At 36.9% G+C, this 22,868-nt stretch carries 22 protein-coding genes and 3 pseudogenes; 17 read left to right on the forward strand and 8 right to left on the reverse strand.

What is annotated here, in order from left to right:
* The first annotated feature begins 48 nt into the window (after nucleotides 1–48).
* The 5 genes and pseudogenes from BN1082_RS27635 to BN1082_RS15035 all read left to right on the forward strand — a co-directional run bounded on the left by BN1082_RS27635 (nucleotide 49) and on the right by BN1082_RS15035 (nucleotide 4,809).
* On the forward strand, nucleotides 49–210 hold the full coding sequence (locus tag BN1082_RS27635; protein WP_176699818.1) for a hypothetical protein: 162 nt from the start codon (nucleotides 49–51) through the stop codon (nucleotides 208–210).
* Between the two features lie 1,585 nt (nucleotides 211–1,795).
* Nucleotides 1,796–2,550, forward strand: a pseudogene (locus BN1082_RS15020) (tyrosine-type recombinase/integrase).
* Nucleotides 2,551–2,935: 385 nt separating this feature from the next.
* Entirely contained in the window at nucleotides 2,936–3,268 is a 333-nt protein-coding gene (locus BN1082_RS15025) for a winged helix-turn-helix transcriptional regulator (protein WP_090635406.1), read from the forward strand.
* A 339-nt stretch (nucleotides 3,269–3,607) separates the two neighbouring features.
* Nucleotides 3,608–4,336 carry an NAD(P)-dependent oxidoreductase gene (locus BN1082_RS15030; protein WP_090635407.1) on the forward strand — a complete coding sequence of 243 codons (729 nt, stop codon included), beginning with the start codon at nucleotides 3,608–3,610 and terminating at the stop codon, nucleotides 4,334–4,336.
* A gap of 14 nt (nucleotides 4,337–4,350) precedes the next feature.
* Nucleotides 4,351–4,809 (forward strand): DUF2269 family protein, encoded by a 459-nt coding sequence (locus BN1082_RS15035; RefSeq protein ID WP_090636496.1) that lies wholly within the window; start codon nucleotides 4,351–4,353, stop codon nucleotides 4,807–4,809.
* Nucleotides 4,810–5,317: 508 nt separating this feature from the next.
* Here BN1082_RS15035 and BN1082_RS27640 read toward each other — a convergent pair.
* Nucleotides 5,318–5,497 carry a hypothetical protein gene (locus tag BN1082_RS27640; RefSeq protein ID WP_176699801.1) on the reverse strand — a complete coding sequence of 60 codons (180 nt, stop codon included), beginning with the start codon at nucleotides 5,495–5,497 and terminating at the stop codon, nucleotides 5,318–5,320.
* A gap of 111 nt (nucleotides 5,498–5,608) precedes the next feature.
* Here BN1082_RS27640 and BN1082_RS15040 point away from each other — a divergent pair, with 111 nt between their 5' ends.
* From BN1082_RS15040 to BN1082_RS28920, 3 genes and pseudogenes are all read left to right on the forward strand, one after another.
* A complete protein-coding gene (locus tag BN1082_RS15040; protein WP_090635408.1) occupies nucleotides 5,609–6,406 on the forward strand; it encodes a CsxC family protein in 798 nt (265 codons plus the stop codon).
* Between the two features lie 72 nt (nucleotides 6,407–6,478).
* Nucleotides 6,479–6,718, forward strand: a complete 240-nt coding sequence (locus BN1082_RS27645) for a hypothetical protein (RefSeq protein ID WP_090635409.1) — start codon at nucleotides 6,479–6,481, stop codon at nucleotides 6,716–6,718.
* Nucleotides 6,719–6,982: 264 nt separating this feature from the next.
* Nucleotides 6,983–7,114: pseudogene (locus tag BN1082_RS28920) on the forward strand (Tn3 family transposase); the annotation flags it as partial.
* 106 nt (nucleotides 7,115–7,220) lie between these two features.
* On the opposite strand, the gene BN1082_RS15055 reads toward BN1082_RS28920, so the two are convergent.
* Nucleotides 7,221–8,123, reverse strand: a complete 903-nt coding sequence (locus BN1082_RS15055) for an alpha/beta hydrolase (protein WP_090635410.1) — start codon at nucleotides 8,121–8,123, stop codon at nucleotides 7,221–7,223.
* 228 nt (nucleotides 8,124–8,351) lie between these two features.
* On the opposite strand from BN1082_RS15055, the gene BN1082_RS15060 reads away from it, so the two are divergent.
* Together BN1082_RS15060 and BN1082_RS15065 are read left to right on the forward strand one after the other, a co-directional pair.
* Nucleotides 8,352–8,912, forward strand: a complete 561-nt coding sequence (locus BN1082_RS15060) for a sigma-70 family RNA polymerase sigma factor (RefSeq protein WP_090635411.1) — start codon at nucleotides 8,352–8,354, stop codon at nucleotides 8,910–8,912.
* The gene (locus tag BN1082_RS15065; RefSeq protein WP_090635412.1) at nucleotides 8,882–10,267 is read left to right on the forward strand and encodes a DUF4179 domain-containing protein; all 1,386 of its coding nucleotides are present in this window, start codon (nucleotides 8,882–8,884) and stop codon (nucleotides 10,265–10,267) included. Before BN1082_RS15060 ends, BN1082_RS15065 begins: the two co-directional genes overlap by 31 nt.
* Before the next feature lie 198 nt (nucleotides 10,268–10,465).
* Here the strand turns inward: BN1082_RS15065 and BN1082_RS15070 are convergent, their stop codons facing one another.
* Nucleotides 10,466–10,867 carry a hypothetical protein gene (locus BN1082_RS15070; RefSeq protein ID WP_090635413.1) on the reverse strand — a complete coding sequence of 134 codons (402 nt, stop codon included), beginning with the start codon at nucleotides 10,865–10,867 and terminating at the stop codon, nucleotides 10,466–10,468.
* Nucleotides 10,868–11,064: 197 nt separating this feature from the next.
* Here BN1082_RS15070 and BN1082_RS15075 point away from each other — a divergent pair, with 197 nt between their 5' ends.
* The 5 genes from BN1082_RS15075 to BN1082_RS15100 all read left to right on the forward strand — a co-directional run bounded on the left by BN1082_RS15075 (nucleotide 11,065) and on the right by BN1082_RS15100 (nucleotide 16,759).
* The gene (locus tag BN1082_RS15075) at nucleotides 11,065–12,657 is read left to right on the forward strand and encodes a long-chain-fatty-acid--CoA ligase (RefSeq protein ID WP_090635414.1); all 1,593 of its coding nucleotides are present in this window, start codon (nucleotides 11,065–11,067) and stop codon (nucleotides 12,655–12,657) included.
* A gap of 69 nt (nucleotides 12,658–12,726) precedes the next feature.
* Nucleotides 12,727–13,485: a class I SAM-dependent methyltransferase gene (locus BN1082_RS15080; RefSeq protein ID WP_090635415.1), complete on the forward strand. Its 759-nt coding sequence runs from the start codon at nucleotides 12,727–12,729 to the stop codon at nucleotides 13,483–13,485.
* A gap of 216 nt (nucleotides 13,486–13,701) precedes the next feature.
* Nucleotides 13,702–15,027 carry an MDR family MFS transporter gene (locus BN1082_RS15085; RefSeq protein WP_090635416.1) on the forward strand — a complete coding sequence of 442 codons (1,326 nt, stop codon included), beginning with the start codon at nucleotides 13,702–13,704 and terminating at the stop codon, nucleotides 15,025–15,027.
* Between the two features lie 916 nt (nucleotides 15,028–15,943).
* Nucleotides 15,944–16,168 (forward strand): hypothetical protein, encoded by a 225-nt coding sequence (locus BN1082_RS15095; protein ID WP_090635418.1) that lies wholly within the window; start codon nucleotides 15,944–15,946, stop codon nucleotides 16,166–16,168.
* A 78-nt stretch (nucleotides 16,169–16,246) separates the two neighbouring features.
* A complete protein-coding gene (locus BN1082_RS15100; protein WP_245640446.1) occupies nucleotides 16,247–16,759 on the forward strand; it encodes a GNAT family N-acetyltransferase in 513 nt (170 codons plus the stop codon).
* A gap of 141 nt (nucleotides 16,760–16,900) precedes the next feature.
* On the opposite strand, the gene BN1082_RS15105 is transcribed toward BN1082_RS15100, so the two are convergent.
* Genes BN1082_RS15105 through BN1082_RS15115 form a run of 3 tightly spaced genes read right to left on the reverse strand, consistent with a single transcriptional unit; the run spans nucleotide 16,901 to nucleotide 17,658 of the window.
* Complete coding sequence (locus BN1082_RS15105; RefSeq protein ID WP_090635420.1) at nucleotides 16,901–17,137, reverse strand: hypothetical protein; 237 nt, start codon at nucleotides 17,135–17,137, stop codon at nucleotides 16,901–16,903.
* Nucleotides 17,138–17,167: 30 nt separating this feature from the next.
* Nucleotides 17,168–17,401, reverse strand: a complete 234-nt coding sequence (locus tag BN1082_RS15110) for a hypothetical protein (protein WP_090635421.1) — start codon at nucleotides 17,399–17,401, stop codon at nucleotides 17,168–17,170.
* Nucleotides 17,398–17,658 carry a hypothetical protein gene (locus tag BN1082_RS15115; RefSeq protein WP_090635422.1) on the reverse strand — a complete coding sequence of 87 codons (261 nt, stop codon included), beginning with the start codon at nucleotides 17,656–17,658 and terminating at the stop codon, nucleotides 17,398–17,400. The genes BN1082_RS15110 and BN1082_RS15115 overlap by 4 nt, the downstream gene beginning before the upstream one ends.
* Nucleotides 17,659–17,852: 194 nt before the next feature.
* Here BN1082_RS15115 and BN1082_RS15120 point away from each other — a divergent pair, with 194 nt between their 5' ends.
* The gene (locus BN1082_RS15120; RefSeq protein WP_176699819.1) at nucleotides 17,853–18,671 is read left to right on the forward strand and encodes a hypothetical protein; all 819 of its coding nucleotides are present in this window, start codon (nucleotides 17,853–17,855) and stop codon (nucleotides 18,669–18,671) included.
* A gap of 232 nt (nucleotides 18,672–18,903) precedes the next feature.
* Here BN1082_RS15120 and BN1082_RS15125 read toward each other — a convergent pair whose 3' ends face one another.
* Nucleotides 18,904–19,581: an SOS response-associated peptidase gene (locus BN1082_RS15125; protein WP_090635423.1), complete on the reverse strand. Its 678-nt coding sequence runs from the start codon at nucleotides 19,579–19,581 to the stop codon at nucleotides 18,904–18,906.
* A 1,097-nt stretch (nucleotides 19,582–20,678) separates the two neighbouring features.
* Here BN1082_RS15125 and BN1082_RS15130 point away from each other — a divergent pair.
* The gene (locus BN1082_RS15130; RefSeq protein ID WP_090635424.1) at nucleotides 20,679–21,230 is read left to right on the forward strand and encodes a GNAT family N-acetyltransferase; all 552 of its coding nucleotides are present in this window, start codon (nucleotides 20,679–20,681) and stop codon (nucleotides 21,228–21,230) included.
* A 168-nt stretch (nucleotides 21,231–21,398) separates the two neighbouring features.
* Here the strand turns inward: BN1082_RS15130 and BN1082_RS15135 are convergent.
* Nucleotides 21,399–22,838 (reverse strand): annotated as a pseudogene (locus BN1082_RS15135) (IS4 family transposase).
* Between the last annotated feature and the right edge of the window lie 30 nt (nucleotides 22,839–22,868).

A 22,868-nucleotide genomic window follows, 5' to 3' on the forward strand; every position in this document is an offset into this window, starting at 1 on the left:
GTTAGTTAGCTAATAGCATATGTTTTATTGAAAGGGTGTGATTGAATTATGGATCGGCAGAAATGGGGCGTTGGAGTATTAGTATTCATTGGCTGCATGTTTCTTGGTGGAGGAGTGGGATCTTTGTTAGGAAATTCCCAAATTGGATGGCTGATAGGAATGGGTGTTGGATTTCTTGGGATGGCTTTAACGAGACTGATTAGAAAATAATAGAACGGGTGTTCTTCTTCCGGTAAATAAGGCAATATGCAATTTGGTAATTACTTACATACTAGCCTTGTAACATGTAGTAATCGTACTCATACAAAGCCACTCTCTAACAGAAAGTGGCTCTTTTTATTTTCGGCTCTATTAAATTTCATTGATTTTTAGTCGAATTAAGTCTTATAATGTAGAATTTTTCCACATTTAAAATCTCGATTAGCTTATTTTCAAATAATCTATTTACTGTTCTTATTAGTGGGAAATTTAAATTCAAAATATACACACCTATTTACTGGTACGATTTATTAACAATTATAGCAAAAAAACTCATTCCTTCTTAAAGTAATCTGCCAGTTACTTGAAGAAGAAACTTAAAATCGGAGGCAATAACAATAATGATACTGAACTGAAAATAAGCAATTTGAAAACTTTTTCTGAAAGTTTTACTCTACCCTTTCCTTTGTACCACCCACTAAATTGCAATTTATTTCTATAAAGAACAAATAATAAAATAAAAATCGCAATTACTCCCATCCAACCATAACTATTCATATCCGTTCCTAATTTTGTATAGATATAATTGATAATGCCACTTGAAATTGCCCCGAGAAAAAGAAATATGAAAATTATTCGTATTAACTCCAATAGTACCCTCATCACATCCACACTCCAACCTTTTATTTTATAGTTAATTTACCACATATAACCATATTGTTATTGAACTATCTGCCCCTTTAATTTAAGTACAATCCTTCATAAACTTATATCCACATAAAAGTATGTAAACACTGACGATTTCATTTTTTAAATACCTCAGCATACTACAAACGAAGAATCTCGAGAAACCCCGCTTTTGTTATGTTCTTATTTTTCACACACACTTAATCGGTTCTATAAAAGTTAGTTTATCATCCTCTGAAGAGACCTTCTGCTTACGGTTAAGATAAATTTGGTAAGCAAAAAGAGGTGTTTCTTTTGAAAGATTTGGGAATGTCTATTTCCTATAGAGGATATTTTTAATAGACGAAGTACAAAAAAACAAGAATATTGTCGAATAATATAAGCGTTAAGCAAAAAGTCCGATCACACTTAATAAACAAGACATCGAGGTAATAAAGACCCCATAAAAGAAGTAAAAAGTAAACTTTCTTACAAACCAATACGATTTTTCTATCAACCTTTAACTTACACATATATATAGGCTATTGATAATCGAAATACTAAATTTAAAATTTTTCGAGGTGCGAATATGTCATTTAATCTTAAAAGTAAAGTGTTAGAGAAGAAAAAAAGGAAAGAAACACTTGTTCGTAGATTATATTTGCTGTTGCAACAAAACAGAAAATTGAAGACTAATGGAGAAGAATCTTAGATTACAGTTATCTTGGGCTACATTATGGGCTGAATTTTACATCCAATCTTATGGATTGAAATTCCTGAACCACCTTAATAATGCAGTTATTTTTGCTGCACAAAGAACTATGGGTGACAGAGGTTACTGAATAATGGCAAACAAAATGGTAGCGTTAGCTTCTCAGCAGAAGGGCTTCTTATTAGTGGTAAGTACTCGGGATTATGGGTTAGAAATTACATATACGTAACATTACTTATTCGATATTTAAAGGACGTTAAAGTTGATACCATATCCACTGTTCATCTAAAAGATTACCTGGCTAAGTCTTACGAAACCCTAAAACCTTCAAGTTTATCTCACCGAATACGTTTTATGAAATCATTTTTTCGTTGGCCACACGAGGAAGGACATGTTTCAAAAAATCTTGCTACTAAAATAAAGGAACCGAAAGCAGGGAAACGAATTCCTAAGTTTTTAACAGAAATTGAAATTGAACATTTACGTGAGGCGTGTTCCAGTCCATTGGAAAAGGCATTGTTTGAATTCATGTTTTCTACAGGATGCCGCATAGGAGAAATTGTTACATTACAGAGGAGTGGAATAAATTGGTCAAACCGTACTGCCATTGTTAGGGGAAAAGGAGATAAAGAAAGAGAAGTTTATTTTAATATCGCTGCGAAATTTGGCTTAAACGATACCTTGAACAACGCCAGGATTGCGATACAGCCATTTTTGTCACCGAACGGTATCCTCATCGAATGAGTATTGCCCAAATGAGATACATCATTAAGCGGATTTCAAAAAGGGCAGGAATTAATAAAACGATCCATCCACACCAGCTGAGGCAGAGCTATGCTACTCACATGTTAAATAATGGTGCCCCTCTTGAAGTCATGCAGAGTTTACTAGGTCACGAGAAAAGTGAGACTATGAGGATATATGCTCAGTTAAGCGGGAGTTTAAGGCAAGAGCTTTATAGGAAGTATTTTTAAGAAGGGTCGTAAAAAAGGCAATGCCGAAAAAAGCATTGCTTTTCTTCAATTCTTGCACCTGTTAGTTTAAGTGCATTTTTTCACAAACTTTAGAACTAATTTCATTTATTACAGGAATGCTGCCCCTATAGTTAAAGAAAAAAATCCTGTAAAAACAGATTTTAATCAAATTTTATTATAAATGTTCAATCTATATTTTACATAATCGAACTTTGTTTTAAATGATCAATCTTTTTTATAAAACTACAAGAACAGGTATGCTTATTTTTTCCATTGCCCCATTTTAGTTTCATTTGATTGAATTGTTAGTATATCTCTTGTGAAATTTTGTTAAGTGTTTACTTTAGATAATGCACTTACTTAAATGTAAGGGGATGATTTATCAATGATTCATCAGCGTAAATGTCCAGTTGAGACACTTATTCATGTTTTAGGTGGCAAATGGAAGCCAATGATTTTATGGCATTTGATTGAATCCAATAAGCGATTCAACGATCTGGAAAAGCTTATACCTGATGTTTCACAAAAAATTTTTTCACAACATCTCCGAGATTTGGAACGAGAAGGCATAGTCGATAGAACGGTCTACCCTACCATCCCTCCAAAAGTAGAATATTCCATTAGTGAATACGGCAAAAAATTAATCCCTGTAGCAGAAGTCATGTGTGCTTGGGGAGAAAATCATAATAAGCGGAAATATAAAGAATCAGCGTCTTAAAGCTGGTTCAATGAACTTGTACACTAATTCAATCAACTCAAAACAAAAGCTGCCACGGGATACCGGGCAGCTTTTGTTTACCTACAGTCGGCACTCCTGTTATGAATTAATTTTCTGGTTTGAGTTAATAAAACTCCTGATGGTGTAGGATTGTCGCCAATCTGTCTTTAGAAATTTCCTGTTCTCAGAACTCCGCGTGAACAATTAAGTCATCCCATTCTGTCATGCTTACTTTTAAGTAAGTACCGTACTTTAAAGTGGGTTCTTAACATAATATTAAAACGGTGCTAAGCTTGAGTTAACCAAATATTAGGAGCCATTTAAGAGGAGGAAAGAACAATGAAAATTATTGTTTTTGGAGCGACGGGGAATACAGGAAAAAGAGTGTTGGCGCGGGGGATAAAAATGGGGCATGAAATGACAGCATTTGTGCGAAATTCTGAGAAGCTTTATGATCAACTAGGTGAGCATTCCGCACAGCATGTGAAAGTGATTGTGGACGATATTATGGATCCGGTCATCGTCGGTGAGGCGCTCGCGCATCAAAACGCCGCTATTATTGCAGCCGGCCATGCGGGCCAGGGAGAAGAGTTTGTTCGTATCGTCGATAACATTATAACCCAATGTGAATGCCAACCAAGTTTCTCTGGGCGGGTATGGATGATGGGAGGAGCCGGACTGCTGGGTATTCCATATACCGATCTTATCGGCAACAATTTACCCGGCTTCCCGCCTGAGTATAAAAATCACAACCGGAATTTCGAACGGCTACAGCAGACTCAACTCGATTGGTCCATTATGTGTCCGGGAACAATGATTGATTCGATAGAGCATCCAGATCCGGTTCATCTGCATGTAACAACGGAAACATTGCCCGTTCCGATTCCGGAGATGATCAAGGAATATTCCGAGGCAGATATAGCCCGTCACTTGTTCAGCCGACTTCAAGAGCTGGTTGTTGCTTATGACGATGTCGCGAAATGTATGCTGGACCATATAGAGCTAGGAGGATCGTTTAAAAGAAAAAGGGTCGGTCTTGCCTATCAAAGCGATATTCTGGTGCACTGAGGAAAAGGGAGATGATCGGTTTGTTTGGATTACTGCTCGTTTTGCATATATTGGCTGCGATCGCCATAATTGGTCCAGCTTTCGTGATGCCCATCATTCGAAGATCCGTGAGAACCGTCGGTCAACTGCGCTTTGCTTTTAGTATAACGACCAAACTTGCCATAATACCTAAAATTGGCGGAGCCGTTCTTATTATAACCGGGGTTTGGCTTATGATCATAACCAAGATGGGGTTATCTCAAATGTGGTTGAATGTATCCTTCCTTTTATTGCTGCTCATGGTCGTCATGATCGACGGATTGATCGAGCCGCGTATGAAAAAGATCATAAAGATCGTATCTGAAAGTCAAGACCAGGGTAATGAAATACCCGCCGAGTTCGGTCTGTTGATGAAAAAAATCGTACCAATGGAGACGGCGGCACAGCTGCTGATGATTGCCATATTGGTGCTTATGGTCGTTAAGCCATTTTAAAGAAGTCAACGGGAGCGACTTGATCACAATTTAACCACTAACGCATCAAAATCCAGGGATCTATGATAATAAAGGGAGCCATTTTTTCAAATTTATCCCTTCTCGACAATCCCCATGGTAAAGAGGTGATATTATGGGGGTCAACCTTGAAGGGAGAATCATAGAAATTCGCAGTTTCCCAATAAAATCTGTTTTAGGCGAGTTATTATAAATGTTGCTTTAAAATAAAAATTGATTAAAAACACCCCGCAAATCCACATTTTACGTTAAATTAAATGAACCTGTTTTGAAAAGGATTGTTCAAAACAGGTTCATTCTTTATGAAGCACTATACAATTTTTATAAAAAAGTTTGATCATTTTCTACCGATGATCTACAACAATCGCTCCCGATTGTTGTAGATTGAAAAATGCGAAAGAGCTGCCACAATAGCTCCTCAGGAATTTTACTAAAGCACCCGTTTGTTTAAGTACAATATTTCACAATTCTTGACTTTACTCGAGTCCATTTAATTGTGATAAGTGATGTGTAAAATGATAGAACGGTAAGGATACATGCCGTTGGTAACTAACGAAATCCTCCCATGTCGTGTTTTCTCTTGGATTGTAGTGGCTATCAGTTCTCTATTAATCGTATCTTTCTCTTTTGGTTGTTCCGTTTGACCTGGCTGCTCGCCCAAAAAGCCCATTTCTATAAAAATATGTTAATGACTATTATACTTGTCCATTCTTTAACTTGTCCAAAGAATACTTTAACAATGTAAAACCTAAAAAAATTATAATGAAATGAGGTGTTTTTAATGGGATGTAATGATAATCTTCAACCCAATCAAGCAAGTCAATCCGATCCTCCAGGTCCTTGTCCAGTAACACCAACACCACTAAGTTCATTTACGAGTGCAAATACCTCAACAGTAGCTGGACCAACTGTTAGTAGGATTAAAGTTCCTGTTGTTCTAGCAGAGCCAACAATCCAAATTCCGATTGAGACAACGATTACCCTTAATAATCCTCCAGCAACTGAAATTAAAAGAGTCACAAAAAATGTATTTCTCGATCAAGTGAAAATTGTTCCGGTTGCACCATTTACACGTGTTGACGGTACTGACTTTTTTACCTTTTCAAGAGCTAAATTATTTATAGCAGGGCATATTCGCAAAAATATTGAATATACTCAGGCTGGGATTACATCGGTATGTACTGTATTTCTTACAGATACAGTTGTCGATATTCCATTCACTGGCTTTACAGAACTTAGTGTAGCGGCTGGAACGCTCATTAATCTACCAATCTTAGGTATTAATGAATCTTCCGAGTCTAGTTTCCTTAGTGACGTAAACAACTTAAATGCTCGCTTGGATAAATTCTTCTTCAACAATCTTGTCAAATTCAATGAACAGCCATTTGGTGAGTTAGTAGCCGCAAACTTCTTTGAACTTGATTTTTCGCCAACGGAGCCAGCAGCTGAGGGATTTTTTATCACGTTGACTGAAAAACTCGTCCTAGAGCTTACTGTAAAAGTATTACAAACTCAGCAACTTGCAGTTACTTTAACTACAGTCGTTCCTAATCTTCCTGGTCTTACTCCTCCTATGTAATGGATGTTCTTCAGTATATGTAAGAAAAAGGGTTCTGTTTCTTGTAAACAGAGCTTTCTTCCAATTCAATCCTTGTATAACACTCAAATAGTCCTAAAAAATGCACAGGATAAAGAAAAGATCATAAACGAATTAAATTTTTCTGAAGAAGGTAAATCGCTTCAACAAGTAGAAGAAATATTTTTTAAAAATGGGATAAAAATATTAGGTTCAATTCAAACAAAAGACAGTAATCCTTTTCAGTTAATCTGTTTTGATTATGAAACAAATCCAAACGGTGATTTTATTTATAGAGATGTTCGTTTTATTTAAATGATATTCTTACGCACAAAAAGCTAGAGGATTAAATCTTAGCTTTTTTTAGTTTTGAAAAATATCACATTATTGAAATTCTTTTTTACATAGTTTACCAGAGGGAATTGCTATTATTGAAACTTGGTTATGCTCGTGTTTCGGCTAAGGATCAAAATCCCTAACGACAACTAAAAAAAATTCGCGATATAGGAATTGAAGAACGATATATTTTTTAGACAAGAAAAGCGGAAAAGATTTTAACCGAACGCAGTATCAGGGGATATTAGCGTTTGGAATACAGTTTATCTAGGAAAGGCTACAGATTTACTCCTGAATAAAGGAGATTTACGAGAAGATTTATTAAAACATATATCTCCATTAGGATGGGAGCATATCAACTTATTAGGTGAGTATCGCTTTGATCAAAAAGGGAAGAAAGAAAAAGAAGCTAGCGAAAAATCAAATGTGTTTCGCCAACTTCTTTACTATTCTAGGAACTTTTTAGACAGCCCGTTTATTGTTAGAAGTTTACTTTTTCGAGCTCACCAATTACATATTCACCAATTTCATCAATAGCCTGCTTTGCTTCAGGTATTGGAAAGGTGTGGAATACATGCCACATATCGTCCCAAACTTTAAGAGTTACTTCAACTCCGGCATTCCTAGCCCGTTCAGCTAGGCGGATTGAGTCGTCTAATAGAATCTCGTCATTACCGACATGTATAAGCAGAGGAGGAAGATCGGCTAGTTCTGAATAAATCGGTGAGATAAGCGGATGGTGCAAGTCGTGTTCCCCACTATACATAGCTGACACTGCTCGCGTAGAATCAGGCGATAACCAAGGGTCAAGCTCTTTACGTGTTACCATTGATTCTCCTGTTCCTTCTAGATCCGTCCAAGGTGAGAGAAGAATGGCCGTTGCAGGAAGTTTGGTCCCTGAATCTTTTAATGATAAAAGCGCGGCCAGCGTAAGACCGCCGCCGGCAGAATCACCGCCAATGACGATTTTTTCATGTGCAAAACCAGAGGAAAGTAACCAACGGTAGGCACAAACGGCATCCTCGACTGCTGCCGGGAATGGCTGTTCAGGTGCAAGACGGTAATCAATGACAAGTACACGCATACCTGTCGAACGAGAAAGTTTCGCAACCAAATTCCGATGCGTGTTCAGGCTTCCCATGATATAGGCGCCACCATGAAGATAAAGGAAAACCTTATCCGACTCCGCATTCGGTGCAAAGACCCACTCTGCAGGAATTCCCTCAACCAATAATTTTTCCACAGTAATATCCGAGTCTAGCTGAGATAGTCCTGATAATTTCTCCAGACCTTGTCTAGCCTTCTCGAGATTGAATTCCCCAGTCTGTTTGGTAGTGGACTGCTTTAAAAATTGTCTTATGAGTAAACTTTCTTGACTTGCCATTTTATACGCTCCTTTCAAAATTATTACAGTTAATATTTTCTATAATGATATAATGAAGTCCTCTTTGATTTTGATTGAAAATTAAATTACTAGAATGTTACTAGAAACAATTAAATTTATTTAACTCTGAAATTAATTTTGGAAAGTTATTGAAACCGAGCATAAGACTATTCCATCTAATAGGTGAAAAACGAAAGGCTAGACTTAGAAAAAAAGAGGAGGGGAAAAATGGATGTGATAAAACTAGTCAAAAAGGCTAAAAAAGGGAATGATGCTGCTTTTGAAGAATTGATCTTTCTTTATCAGGATCAATTATACCGAACCGCTTTTTTATATGTGCAAAACAAAGAGGATGCTTTAGATGTCGTACAGGAAGCAGTTTATAAAGCTTATATAGCGATCGGACAATTAAAAAATCCGGAATTCTTTATGACATGGTTGACACGAATTCTGATCAATTGTGCAAACGAGGTGTTACGTGTAAAGAAGAAGATGTTCACCCTTTTCGAGGAAAAAAAGATCAAAACAAATGACAAGATGGGGGACAAAGCAACCCAAACCGAACAAAACATTGATTTAAGAGAAGCGATCAATCAATTAGATGAAAATTATCAGACAGCCATTATTTTGTATTATTTTCATGATTTATCGATTCAACAAATTTCCGAGCAGATGGAGATACCTGAAGGAACGGTGAAGACGCATTTGCATCGAGCAAGAAAATTGTTAAAGAAATACATAGAGGGAAGTGATCATACGTGGATAAACAATGGTTTACAAGCGAGATGAACAAAATAAATGTTCCCCAAACAGAGGTTCAGGCAGCCATTAAAAAGGGCATCGCCAAAGCACAACAAGTAAAATCAGTAAATAATAAAAATAAAAAACGATATACAGTTCCAATCGCAGCCGCTATAGCCTGTATTTGTTTCTTCGGATCAGGATTTGTTTTTCCGCAATTAGGACGAGTTTTAGCTGCAGTGCCGATTATAGGAAAAATCTATTCTTCTTTACATGATCCGGTTGGAGAAAAACTAGCAGCTAGTCAGCTCGTAACAGAATTGAATCAAAGAGCTGTCAGCAATGGTGTCGGGGTCACGGTAAACAGTGTGTATTATGATGGATGCAGAATCGGTGTCACCTTTAAGGTGGATCATTTGAAAAAGAACTCAAAGCAATTTGCTTTCGACTATAAATTAGCGGATGGCAGCTTTAAATGGATGGTAGGAACTCAAATCTCTGGAATCGTAACACCAGAAGGAGATGGCATTGGTCACATACAACTTGATTATCCGGAAAAGGAACTTCCACATAATTTGACACTGCCTTTAACGTTGACATCTATTAATCAAACAAAAGGAACATGGAATTTTAATATTCCGATAAGTCAATTACCTAATAAAAAAATAAACGTTGGGAAAGTTGTATCGAGCGCTGATAAGGAGCATGTATTAAACCTCGAAACGATTACAGTTGGAAAAGAAACAGTAGCCCTTGATTATAAAGCGGTCTATTCACTTATTGGTAAAGAAGATCTAATGCGAATTGATAAAGTAACAGATGATAAAGGGAAAGAAATTCGCTTGCTTGTTTCAGGAAATGAATTTGGAAGAAAAGAAGTGGGAAACACAATTGAATCAGATGAGCGCTCCCTGTTTGAAAAAATACCCGATGATGCAAAATTCATCATGGTTTATCCATACCTAAGGGAGACCGAACCGACTATTCTACATCCATTAAGCGGAAAAACTGCATTTGAAGTTCAGAGTGCTCGATACGGATGTAAGTTAAAGGTTGAGAAAATCGAGCAAAATAATCAACAATTAATCGTGAAATACACATTAGATCATGTGGACACGAAACATAAGAGCATTAATGAAATAAAAAACTTTGGAGAGAATCTAAGTTTAGTTGATTCTGCCTATATCGGCAAAGAAGTTGTGCCAATTGGTCACATTATCAAAGGAAATACGGTAACCGTTTTGGACGAAAAACAATTAAAATTTCAATCAACCTTTAAATTAGATGGTAAGTACGGTTTGAAAAATTTCAGCATGGAAAACTATTCATTAGGAATGGATTTTCCTATCTTATACCCTGAAAAGGACTTACCGCCGATCAAGGTTCCTTTAGATTCTAAATAATAAAGAAAAAGGGGCACTAATAATTAAAAAAGTGCCTCTTTAACATAGTTTTTGCTTTTTATTAATGTAAAAATAGTTCCCAAGAGTTGTCCTTTAGATTATTCCTTAATAAGTACTCGAAAATATGGACGCAACAAAGCTTTATCTGCGATTTTTATGCAGATATCTGCGAAAAAAACATTATATCTGCGAAACGCCTTACCTCGGTGCAAGCGTTTTAACAGAGATCGCCGGTGAGTATGTTGTTATGATACAGCCATCTAATTGCTCTTCCTTTAACAATCCGAGGTGAAGTGCAGATTTTATTTTAACATCATCCGGTTTTTTAACTACTTGGATTAAATCATTCAATTGTAATTCTTCTAATCTTTTAATCGTTTCTTCGTCGTTGTATTTTTCTGTTTTTCTAATTTGCCTCTGTAACTTGTAGCCGCTAATGGTAATTTCACCTTTATCATTTGGTCCAATCAATTGATTAAAGTATTGATGGAAAGCATCCTTTAATGTATCCATTTCCAGCTCGATTTCCTTTTTCTGTTTATTCAATTCATAATACTGCACCAGCATATCCCCTGTAATGAAAGTATCCTTCAAGATCATCCTCTCCTTTTTTCGAACGTATATTCTATGTTTATGGAAGCCAAGTAAAAAAATTACTGACTATTTCAATGGTATTCAGAGCAAATCCAAAACAGAATTTTGATTTTTGGAAAGTTTTCTGTTGTATAACAATTATTACAAAAGGTATGATATAGTTAATTTAGAAAATTCCAATTTTTAATAAAGGAGTGGAGGAAATGAATGTACCATTAATCTTACCGGAGTTTCTTGACCGTGCCACGGCTCTGTATGGTGACAAACAAGCTGTTGTGTGTGAGGGGCGTAGTTTTACATACAAGGAACTAAATGGTAGAGTGAATCAGCTTTCACACGGATTAAGGGAGCTTGGCGTGGAAAAGGGGGACAGGGTTGCCTATTTAGCACCTAATACAGTTGAAATGCTTGAAGGCTTTTACGGCATTTTTCAGCTTGGGGCAGTAATGGTTCCACTCAACATTCGGCTGATTCCAGATGATTATTTGTTCATCTTAAACCATAGTGAATCAAAAGTGCTCTTTGTGGACCAGGACTTATATCACTTAATCGTTCCTATTAAACATAAGCTGGCAACGGTTGAGAAAATCATTGTTCAGTATAAGGATGAGGAAACGGGAGAAATCGATTACGACCAATGGCTTTCAAACTATACGGTTACTGCTTTTGATCGTGCTGACCTTCATGAAGATGATGTGTGCAGCCTGTTATATACCAGTGGTACGACCGGAAATCCAAAGGGCGTGATGCTGACACACCGTAATAATTATTTGCACGCCTTAAGTACGATGCACCATTTACGCGTTAGTGACCGCGATGTTTACCTTCACGTTCTGCCGATGTTCCATGTGAACGGGTGGGGATCACCATTTTATTATACAGCCAATGGGGCGACGCATATTTGTCTAAAAAGAGCGACGCCAGAATCGATTTTTAAAGCGATGCAGGATAATAAAGTAACTGTACTTCATATGGCGCCGACCGTGTTAAATTCACTTTTACTTTATTTTGAAAAAAATAAGCCGATTCTTGATCAGGATGTTCGTGTCGTTATTGCTGGTTCTGCACCGCCACCAGCGTTTGTCACCCGCGTTGAAAAAGAATTAGGATGGGAATTTATTCAAGTATATGGCATGACAGAATCGACGCCATTAAGCCTATTTTCAACTATTCGTTCACAGTTCGCTCATTTGTCACGCGTCGAGAAGTCAAAAATCAAAGCAAAAGCTGGATATCCGATGATAGGCTGTGATGTCAGGATTGTCAATGATCTTGGCGAGGAAGTGGTCCATGACGGTAAAGAAATAGGCGAGGTGGTGGTGAGAAGTCACGGAGTCATGAAAGGATATTGGAAAAATCCCGAGGCAACAATGGAAACGATTCGGAATGGCTGGCTCCATACCGGCGACATGGGGACGATTGATGAGGACGGTCATATCGATATTGTCGATCGGAAAAAGGATATCATTATAAGCGGTGGAGAAAATATTTCATCGATTGAAGTCGAAGGGGCCTTGTATGAGCATCCGTCTGTTCTTGAAGCTGCAGTTATTGCCGTTCCACATGAAAAATGGGGTGAAACGCCACATGCTTATGTAGTATTAAGGGATAATCAACAGGTAAGCGAGGACGACATTATCGCATTTTCTCGGGAAAAGTTAGCTCATTTTAAAGCCGTCACCGGAGTTACGTTCGTCAAAGAGCTGCCGAAAACGGCTTCTGGAAAAATCCAAAAAGTTCACCTTCGCCATGAATACTGGAGTTCCAGTGGGAAATCAGACCGATTCGTCAATTAATTTGGCTTGGATAGATAAGCTATATTACTGCTTATCTATCTTTTTATTTTTAGGCTATGGAGGTACAAAATGGATTTATCAGAACTTAATCCCAAAGGAAGATTTAGTAATCGCGTAGAAAATTATGTAAAATATAGACCCAACTATCCAAATGATATAATAAAATTTTTAAATACAAATGCAAGTTTCACAAAAGAATTAATAGTTGCTGACATAGGCTCTGGAACTGGTATTTCTTCCAAATTATTTTTGGACAATGGAAATCAAGTATATGGTATAGAGCCTAATGCAGATATGAGGAGAGCAGGAGAAAAATTTCTTAATAACTATACGAATTTTACCTCTATAGATGCTTCTTCTGAAAATACTAATTTAGAATCAGAATCAGTAGACATAATTGTTTGCGGACAATCATTTCATTGGTTTGAACCAGAGCCTACAAAAAAAGAATTTTTTAGGATATTGAAACCTGATGGGTTCGTAGTAATAATCAATAACAGAAGAAAATCTGGCAGTGAATTTATGAATGAATATGTAGAATTAATTAGAAAATATTCTGATAGTGAGGTTAGTAAAACATTTAATACAAATTTTTCTGATTTCTTCGGATCAAAAACAATTTACAAAGAGGTGTTCAATAATTCTAAGACATTTAATTTAGAGATACTACAAGGAGATTTATTATCTTATTCCTATATTCCTAGTGAAGAAAAAAAAATATTTAGTACGATGATTTCAGTATTTGAACTTCTATTCAAAAAACACAATAAAAATGGGAATGTGATTTTTGATTATGAGACGGTATTGTATCTTTGTAAAATGAAGTAGTATTTCAAAATAATATAATACGTATATTTCTTTAAATGCGAATTATGGGAAGTCAAAATGGCTACCCTTAATTCGCATTTTCAACATTGTTCTTAAACATAGCCTGTTTTAAAATTCTGATTACAACATAGGGATATAGATTTTTGTTATAATAGAAAAGGAGAAAAATCCATATAGGAAAAATAGGAAAAAAATAAAGGGGTTTGAGAGGTTTATATGAATAGAAACAGATATGTTTTTTGGGGGCTTGTAATTAATACCCTCATTTCAGCACTGGACTCCAATATTATGCAAACGGCTAGTCCGACGATCGTCAAACAGCTTGGCGGAATGGAATACTTTGCTTGGATCTTTGTTGTTTATATGCTAGCGAGTACGGTTACGGTACCGCTTTACGGGAAATTATCCGATATGTACGGAAGAAAAAATCTACTTATTCTTTCGGTTGGGCTATTTACGTTAGGCTCCATCCTTGCAGGTTGTGCCAATTCGATGGTCATGCTGATTGTTTACAGAGGAGTGCAAGGCTTGGGTGCAGGTGGAATGCTTCCTCTTTCGATGATTATCGTTGGAGATTTGTTTTCGATTGAGAAGAGGGGAAGAATTCAAGCAGTTTTTAGCAGTATTTGGGCATTGTCCTCAATTGTTGGCCCCATTTTAGGTTCTTTCTTCGTTGAAACTTTAACCTGGCGGTGGATTTTCTTTATCAATATCCCAATCGGCATTGCCACTGTTCTTTGCTTGATGCCATATCAGGAAAAAATGGAATTTAAAAAGACCCATATCGACTATAAAGGCTTTTTCCTCTTCGGAATTTCTATTACACTATTATTGTTATCCACGAACGTAAAAAACCCATTATGGTACCTCGTGATTGGCTTGATCGGATTAATTGTCTTCTTGTTAGTTGAAAGAAAAGAAGCGGAGCCGTTTTTACCTGTTGCGTTGTTTAAAAACAAAGGAATTCTAACGACAAACCTTTTCATGTTATTTTATTGTCTTTCCTTTTTTGGGACATCAAACTTTATTCCGTTGTTTCTTCAACAAGGGAATCATATGAGTATATATAAAAGCGGCTTGATTCTGTTAAGTATTGCGATTGGCTGGATGTTTGGCAGTACCCCTGCAGGAAAATGGATCATTCGCTTTGGATACAAAAACTTATTTATCATTGGCAGCTTCATAACCGCTATTTCAGGCTTAGCATTATTTTTATTTATCAAAGATTTGTCCTACTCTGGTTTGTTTTGTATTTTGATGGTTCAAGGGTTCTCTTTCGGCTTGTTGTTTGCTGTTGGAACCATCGCCTCACAGGAATTTGCCGAATCTCATATTAAAGGGGTATCCACCTCCCTGCAAATGTTCTTGAGAAATATCGGTACATCCATCGGGGTGACCATCATGGGTCTCCTCATTAACCACGCTGCAAGCATCGTTATCGGAATGAAAAACGTATTCCTTTACGCACTTTGCTTCAGTATCATAACTGTACTACTCAGCTTCCTAATCCCAGCCAAAACAACAGAAGTAAGCAACAGTTAACATCCCAGGTGGGTGTCAGGCACCAAGTTAACATAACTACTAGTGTCAGGCACCTATCAATGAGGGCTTTCCAATTCGGAAGGTCCTTTTTTTGTGGGCTTTCAAGAAGAGTCGTTTTGACTGAAGAAGTTAGTTGTCTTTTTATATGTCTATTTTTATGCAATTTTGTGAATATTATAATACTAGTGATTACAATGATGGATTATTGTGGTAAATTTAGTAAGGGATTATGAAAAGGGGGCTATTAATGATAAATGGAACAAATAGTAAAGTAATTGCATAGCATATCATGGGATGAATGGTTTTATAGATTGAGGTGACTAAAAATGAAATATTTAAAACAAAGAAAGAAAAGGTTATTTTTAAGTTTTAGCTTAACGATTTTAGGAATGTGTTTTCCTTTTTATAAAGGAGACTATGTAGCATTTGGTTTTCCCGTTCAATCGCTGAATTATTACGGGGGAATTTCTATCGCATTAAATATATTTGCGCTATGTCTAAACATTTTATTTTTCTATATTACTTTAAGTTTGGTGAACAAATTTATAATATCTAGGGTAAAAGTTTGAATTTTTACCCTGATGAAAAGTGGCAATATTTAACACCGTAGTAGCGCTCAACTACAGACCTTTCTTGGGTAATCGGTGATACATAAGGAGTCATTACCATACATATTATGCATCTATAAGATACAGGAAAAAATGAATGTAATTATGTATTTTACCAATTGAAGTAGCAATCCTTTAGTCAATTCTCAGGAGTAAGAAAGTTTATTAACAAATTGAATTAAATTTGTTTTAAATTAGTGATAGGACTTACTAGTTTTAGTTTCACAAATTTTTCAAATTTAGATTCATTTTATTTTAAGTGAATTTGTTAAAGTGGTAGTAAATCATTTAATGGAGATGATCTTTAGTTGGAAAATTTAGTTACCACTGATCAAGTTATATGTGGAAATGTGTTTATGTTCGAAATGGAAAACGGGGAAACCAAATCGTTTCGAGTGATTGGCGAAACTCCAAGCCATTATATTCTTTCATTTTCAAATGAGGACGGGTCCTTAGAGGTTTTTGAAAAGCCAAAAAAGGATGTAAGCGGAATATATGATGTAAAAGAATGGTGGATTTCGCACGAAAAATAAATTAATTCTTTTCCATAATTGCAGAAGAAGGGAAAAGCATGAAGAAAAGCGAATTTTTTTTAATAATATTTTGCAATCATGGAGGAAAAGTTAATGGGAGACTTATTAAAAACCGTAGGTACAATCCGATTGGAATTTTTTGATCCTAAATACAAGCAACAATTAGAAAATTACTATTTAACAGAAGAGCATAACCAATTTACCAGCCACCCGCAGAATGCAATCGGTCTCTGTGAAGAAGAGGAAGGACGGGCTCCGGTTCTAATTCTATCAGATGACCAGACGGCAGGCTTCTTTGTTCTGCATGGATGGGAAGGAGTAAAAGAATTCTATGGGAACCAAAAGGCACTTCTTTTACGGTCTTATTCCGTTGATTCATCCTTCCAGGGAAAGGGCATTGCGAAACATTCGTTAAAATTACTGCCTTCCTTTGTCAAAGAGCATTTTCCAGAAATCAATGAAATCATATTAGCGGTTAATCTTGGTAACCTTGTTGCGCAACATGTCTACAAAAGCAGCGGTTTTGTCGATAAAGGGATTAGGGCAATGGGAAGAAAAGGTGAGATGTATATTTTACACTTGGAGTTATAGGAAAACTGAAACTCAAACAAAAATCATGTGATTTTTGTTGAATTCGAAGGCTTCCTAAAAATGGCTTTAAAATTAATTAAGGAAATAAAAAAGGAATAAATCCCCATATCCAAAAAGGATTGGGGATTTTATTATTAGTTTTCAAATGATGCTATATTTAGCAGACAAACCATCGTTCATATCAGCGTCAAATACATAAGAAATCGGGATAAAGTATCGGGCAATGTCTCCATTTTGTTCGCCGTATCCTTGGTTTCTTTTATAGGAAATGTACTGGTCAATGTATAGGATTGGCCCAATGTTCATCACGGATGCATTATCCAATGAATTTATTTTTATTCCTAAGAGATTTACTTGCACTGGTGAGAATACGACCACTTATTTATCACCTCAAATTTGATAAAATACTTAAATCACGCTGTTTTTGACTGCATTGCTCTCCGAGATATCGGGGTCAATTACCCATGAAATAGGGATATTAATAGGAGATATATCACCATTTAGTTCCCCAACACCATAATTCCTTTTGTAGGTGACAAGCTGGTCAATAAATTGATTTGGTCCAAAATTAGTGAAGGAAGCATTGTCAAGTGTATTTATTTTAAAACCGAGAAGATTAACTGCCATTGGTGCAATGATCAACTTAATCCCTCCTTAGCATTTATTATGTTATATAGTTTGGTTGAAGTGCTATCATGAATTTCATTGTCATCTAGTGTAATGCCGATAGGGATAATAGTAGTAGTGCAATCCGCGAGTTGCTGACCAAAGGCCTGATTTTTTTTGGCAGAGACATGTACTCCTACTTTCATCGTAGAACCAACAAAAACTGAACTCATTTGGTCAGGACAATTGATTTTTAACGTGGCAATATTAACCTTTGTAGGGATAAAAAACAATTTTCATTCCCCTTTCTTCCAACATTCCGAAAAATTATATTTTATAGTGTATTCAAGAGTGTTCGCTCTAAGACCATATTTTCAATAATGCTAACATGTCCTGCGGTTTTTCTTGCGTATCTGGGCATAAGTCTATGCTCTTTTCAATCTGCAACATAGTCTAGACTGTAATCTAGAAAAAGGAGTGTATACAAATGACGAACACAAGAATGTTACCGATGGCTGGCATGGGCGGTATGGGTGGATTCCCTGGTATGGGAGGAATGGGCGGCATGGGAGGAATGGGCGGATTCCCTGGCATGGGAGGAATGGGCGGATTCCCTGGCATGGGAGGCATGGGTGGATTCCCTGGTATGGGCGGTATGGGTGGATTCCCTGGTATGGGCGGTATGGGCGGATTCCCTGGCATGGGAATGGGCGGCATGGGCGGATTCCCTGGCATGGGAATGGGAGGAATGGGCGGATTCCCTGGCATGGGAGGAATGGGAGGAATGGGCGGATTCCCTGGCATGGGAGGAATGGGCGGCATGGGTGGCGTTCCTGGTATGGGAGGAATGGGCGGCATGAGCGGTGTTCCTGGCATGGGAGGAATGGGAGGAATGGGCGGATTCCCTGGCATGGGAGGAATGGGAGGAATGGGCGGTGTTCCTGGCATGGGAGGAATGGGCGGCATGGGTGGCGTTCCTGGCATGGGAGGAATGGGCGGCATGGGCGGTGTTCCTGGCATGGGAGGAATGGGCGGCATGGGCGGTGTTCCTGGCATGGGAGGAATGGGCGGCATGAGTGGTGCTCCTAGCCCGGTAAGCGTTCCTTTATCCGGTACCATAGGAAGATTTCCAGATTATGCTGGAAGTGGATACACCGTATATGGAGGTTATCCAAAATATAGCTCATCTCTAGGTCATAGTGGATACGGTAGTACAGGAGGACATGGAAATGGAGAATTTAATAGTACGACTGGATATTCAGGAAATGGCGGACATGGAGTTATGGGCGGATACTCAAGCTGCTGAGGATAAAGAAGCATGGGAGGTTTCCATGAATCGTATTATTTTTTAGAACAATTTTGGAATTGAAAAATTAAGCAATGTAAATTTTGTGTTTTTTAGAATTTTTACAAAAAAAGAAAGTGGTGTTAAACCACTTTTAAAAAAGGAAAACTTTATGGGTTAATATAGAATATGATTTAGCTTGTACGTGGATGTAGTGAACATGTCCATTTTTAAAAATTTTTTTACTCCTGGCTTAACCAATTTTTTTAACCAGTTCGATCGAGTTATTTTTTGGTGAATTAACGAGGGACGAAACTTCATAAGCATCCATTAAAGCCTCATCCAATGGTTGTAAACATTGGTTTAGATATGCTGAATCTGTTAATGCTGGGTCCAACCAGATTTTCTCATCGCTTTGCTTTAAAATACAAGGCATTCTATCATGAATATTTTTCATCAGTTCATTTGGCTCAGTGGTAATAACAGCACAAGAGTAAATTGATCTTCCTTCAGGTGATTTCCAGCTCTCCCAAATGCCTGCCATTGCAAACAAATCATCTGTCTTTAGTTTAATTCGCATGGGAGTTTTGCTTTGATTTTCGTGACGTTTCCATTCATAAAAGCTATCCGCGATGATTAAACATCGTTTCTTCTTAAAGGCATTTCGGAAACTTGGCTTCTCGGTTAGAGTTTCAGCTCTGGCATTAATCAGTTTATTGCCAATCGTCGGATCTTTAGCCCATTGGGGAATTAATCCCCATTTTAAAAACCCCATCCGGTTTGATTTACCGTCATTAATGACTGCTAAAACGGACTGTGATGGGGCAATATTGTAGCTCGGGGAATACAGCTCTTCCTCGAGAAAGGATTCAACCATAAAACGGTCGATGATTTCCTCAATGGAAGCCGTTAATGTAAATCGTCCACACATCGTCCTCACCTCATTATTTTAATAGGTTCATTATAACAAACAAAATAATTGTTAGTATTGATGATATGCATTAAAAGCGGAAGAATCGGGTTTTACAAAAATATTATTCGTAATCTGATCAGTAAAAAGAGTGAGTTAGCCAGTCACATAAATAGCTTCAAGGTGATTGGAATAGCGAAGTGAGTTTACATAACAATATTATGTTATCGGAACATCATGATTTTATATAAATGACATTAATGATTCCTATTTTTAATTTTCAAATATGACGACAAAAGCCCTCATTGGTGACAAAACTGAGTATAAAAGAAGGGAGAATGACATCAAGAGCCCTCATTAACGTCAAAATTGGGAGCAAGAGAGGAAAAAATAACGTTAATAAGCCTTATTTACTTCAAAACTGGGTTCAAAAGAAGAAAAAATGATGTTAATAGCCCTCATTAACGTCAAAACTGGGTTCAAGAGAGGAAAAAATGACGTTAATAGCCCTTATAAACATCAAAACTGGGTTCAAAAGAAGAAAAAATGACGTTAATAGCCCTCATTAACGTCAAAACTGGGTTCAAAGAAGAAAAAATGATGTTAATAGCTCTCATTTTTAACAAACCCCGAAGTCTTAGCAATGAACCCAAAATTTCTCAAATAATACCGAAAATATAAGCAAATGAACCTTTCTTTCATACAAATCATATTTTTTGCTTGTAAGTTCCTTTTAGAGTAAAAATAGGGGATTAAATTGAGCGAAATAGTTAAGCAAGTGCTAAAACCAAAAATAGTGCGTTTTAGCCAAATATTCAACAAGAAGCTAAAAAGGTCTTAGTAAAAAATAACTAAAAGAATATGGCTATAGAACTACTTTTACACTTTACTCCTTTAATTTGTTGAAAGAAAATTCCGAAAATGATACTATATAATTGTTTAAATTCTTCTGAGTTTAGACCTCCTAAAATGAGGGTATAGTTCTAGACCACTAGCCCTCCTTGAACCTTTGATCCCCATTCAAAGGTTCTTTTTTATTTTTCCAGAGCAATTGAGGTTTTGATCAAACATTCTGTTAAAATGGATAATACAATTTATGAACTCAGGAGGACTGGTCGGTGAAATTTAATACCATTAATAAATGGGATGAAGAAACATGGAGTAAGGTCAAATCCATCTATCAGCAAGCATTTGCTGAAAAAGGAGGCAAACCTGAAAAAATTATACGGAATATGTTTCGTAAACAAATTTGTTTTTTACATACGCTTGAAGAGGAAGGACAAGTTCTGGCAATGGCATTAACAGGGAGATTAAAAGGATATCAGTCTTTACTAATCGATTATTTAGCAGTAAATGAAAGTCAAAGAGGAGAAGGAATTGGACATAAAATGCTTGAAGAGATCAAAACCTGGGCAAACAAAGAGGGCGATTTTAAGGGCTTGGTCATTGAAGTAGAAGCTGATAAAACTCCTGAGAATCTTGCTCGAATAGATTTTTGGAAAAGCTGTGGTTTTTCTTTAACAGAATATATTCATCATTATATTTGGGTGCCAGAACCTTATCGAGCTATGTATTTAAAGCTGCAGCCAGAGGCAACTTTATCGGAAAGTGGAGAGGAATTGTTTGCATTTATTGGGGATTTTCATAAAGAGTCTTATCAGGGATCATAATAGAAATTTAATTGTAGGGGTACAGCCACATGCCCATCAAGTTAACAGTACCGGAAAAATAAATGTAATAAAATGGAGTTTTTTCGCCCTAAACTTTCGGCATTCAACCTGATTATTTGACAGATTCAAATAAGCCTTCCAGGCTTTATTTTTAAAAATTTCATTATTCTATGCTACTGCACGAGATTTCTGAGGACACTCATATACCACACCCAGGATATCAAATACCGTTTTCTTCTTATACCGATGGGATTTCCGACCATTTTTCTCAATCATCTGTAAGATTTGCTGGAGAACCTGGACAATGTCTTCTATATTCTCGTTTAATGCATCATGAAGGGCACCTAAATAAGTTTTCAAGATGGCCATCGTTTTTAACTCACTTACTTCCCTTTTCTTTTTCCGAAGAAGAATTTCACGCATCTGAAACATCAAAGAGGAAGTGAGGAATAACGCAATCAATTTTCCATATAAATGACACTCAAATCGTTCGATTTTAACGGGTTTGATTCAATCGATATGAAAAAAAGACTTCCATGTCTTGAAAAGGATCTCAATTTGCCAACGCAATGAATACAAGGGATAAATATGCTCTTTGTCGACGTATTCCTTAGGGATATTTGTGATATAGACATTGATACCACTTAATCGTTTGGTTCGTTCTTTATAGGTAATTCCTTTTTTCTTTTCATTTTTAGCACGAATCGCTAGCCGTTCTTCTGTTTGCTCCTGGGTTAATTTGTAGATCAGTAAGCGTGGAACCAACTTTTTTTCACGTCCGAGATAGACCTCATAGATTTCCATCACTTCGCCAGATTTAAGTTGGTTCATGATGGCCTCTAAATCGATTTCTGTATATACAGAATCTTTTTTTACTTTTCCGTTTTTAAACCGTTCTACCTGTTCATTCTTTTGGAATACGCGAACGTTTATTTTTAAACGTGAAATATAATAAGCACTACGTTGTTCGATTTGTTCAAAATCCTCTAAACAGAAGTAACCTAAATCTCGAATACACAGGTCATGTTTTTCCACCGTTTTCGCTAATTTGGCACCATATAAACCATCACTCGTGCTTCCACTTCCGACGTCTACAAGCAAAAACTCTCCGGTTTTGAGATCATATTCTAATTGAATTTTCATTTCTGCTGTATGCGCACTTCCTCCTGACCCGGGATAACGATCCGCATAGGCATCAGGAAGTTGAAAAACAGTGGCATCCAAAATCCGAATCCGATTGAAATAGCAGTCGAGATCCCATGGAATAGGCAAAAAGGAAGCTAATTGTTCACGGAAAAGACTGGTAAAAAGCGTTCGGAGAAAAGTGACTCCTGATTTATGAAACCGTTGATTGAGCCCTTCGGCACTTATCGAAACCTTTCTTGCTGCATCAAGTTGACTACATAAGGATGTCAGGGATTGAGTAGAGAGGTCATGGTCTAAAAAAGTACATAACGAAACGAAATCTTGTGCCGTCAGCTTACTTTTACGCTGGACGAACCCGGTTTGCCTGGCTAATACTTCGAGTTGAGTAGGGGAAAAGTGATGGTGTAATTCTTTACCGATTAAGTCCATTTCTTCTTGAAGGGATAGTGAGACGCCTACCATAACAAACCATTCTTTCTATAAAACGGTAGA

The sequence above is a fragment of the Neobacillus massiliamazoniensis genome (assembly GCF_001048695.1).
Taxonomy (GTDB): domain Bacteria; phylum Bacillota; class Bacilli; order Bacillales; family Cytobacillaceae; genus Neobacillus; species Neobacillus massiliamazoniensis.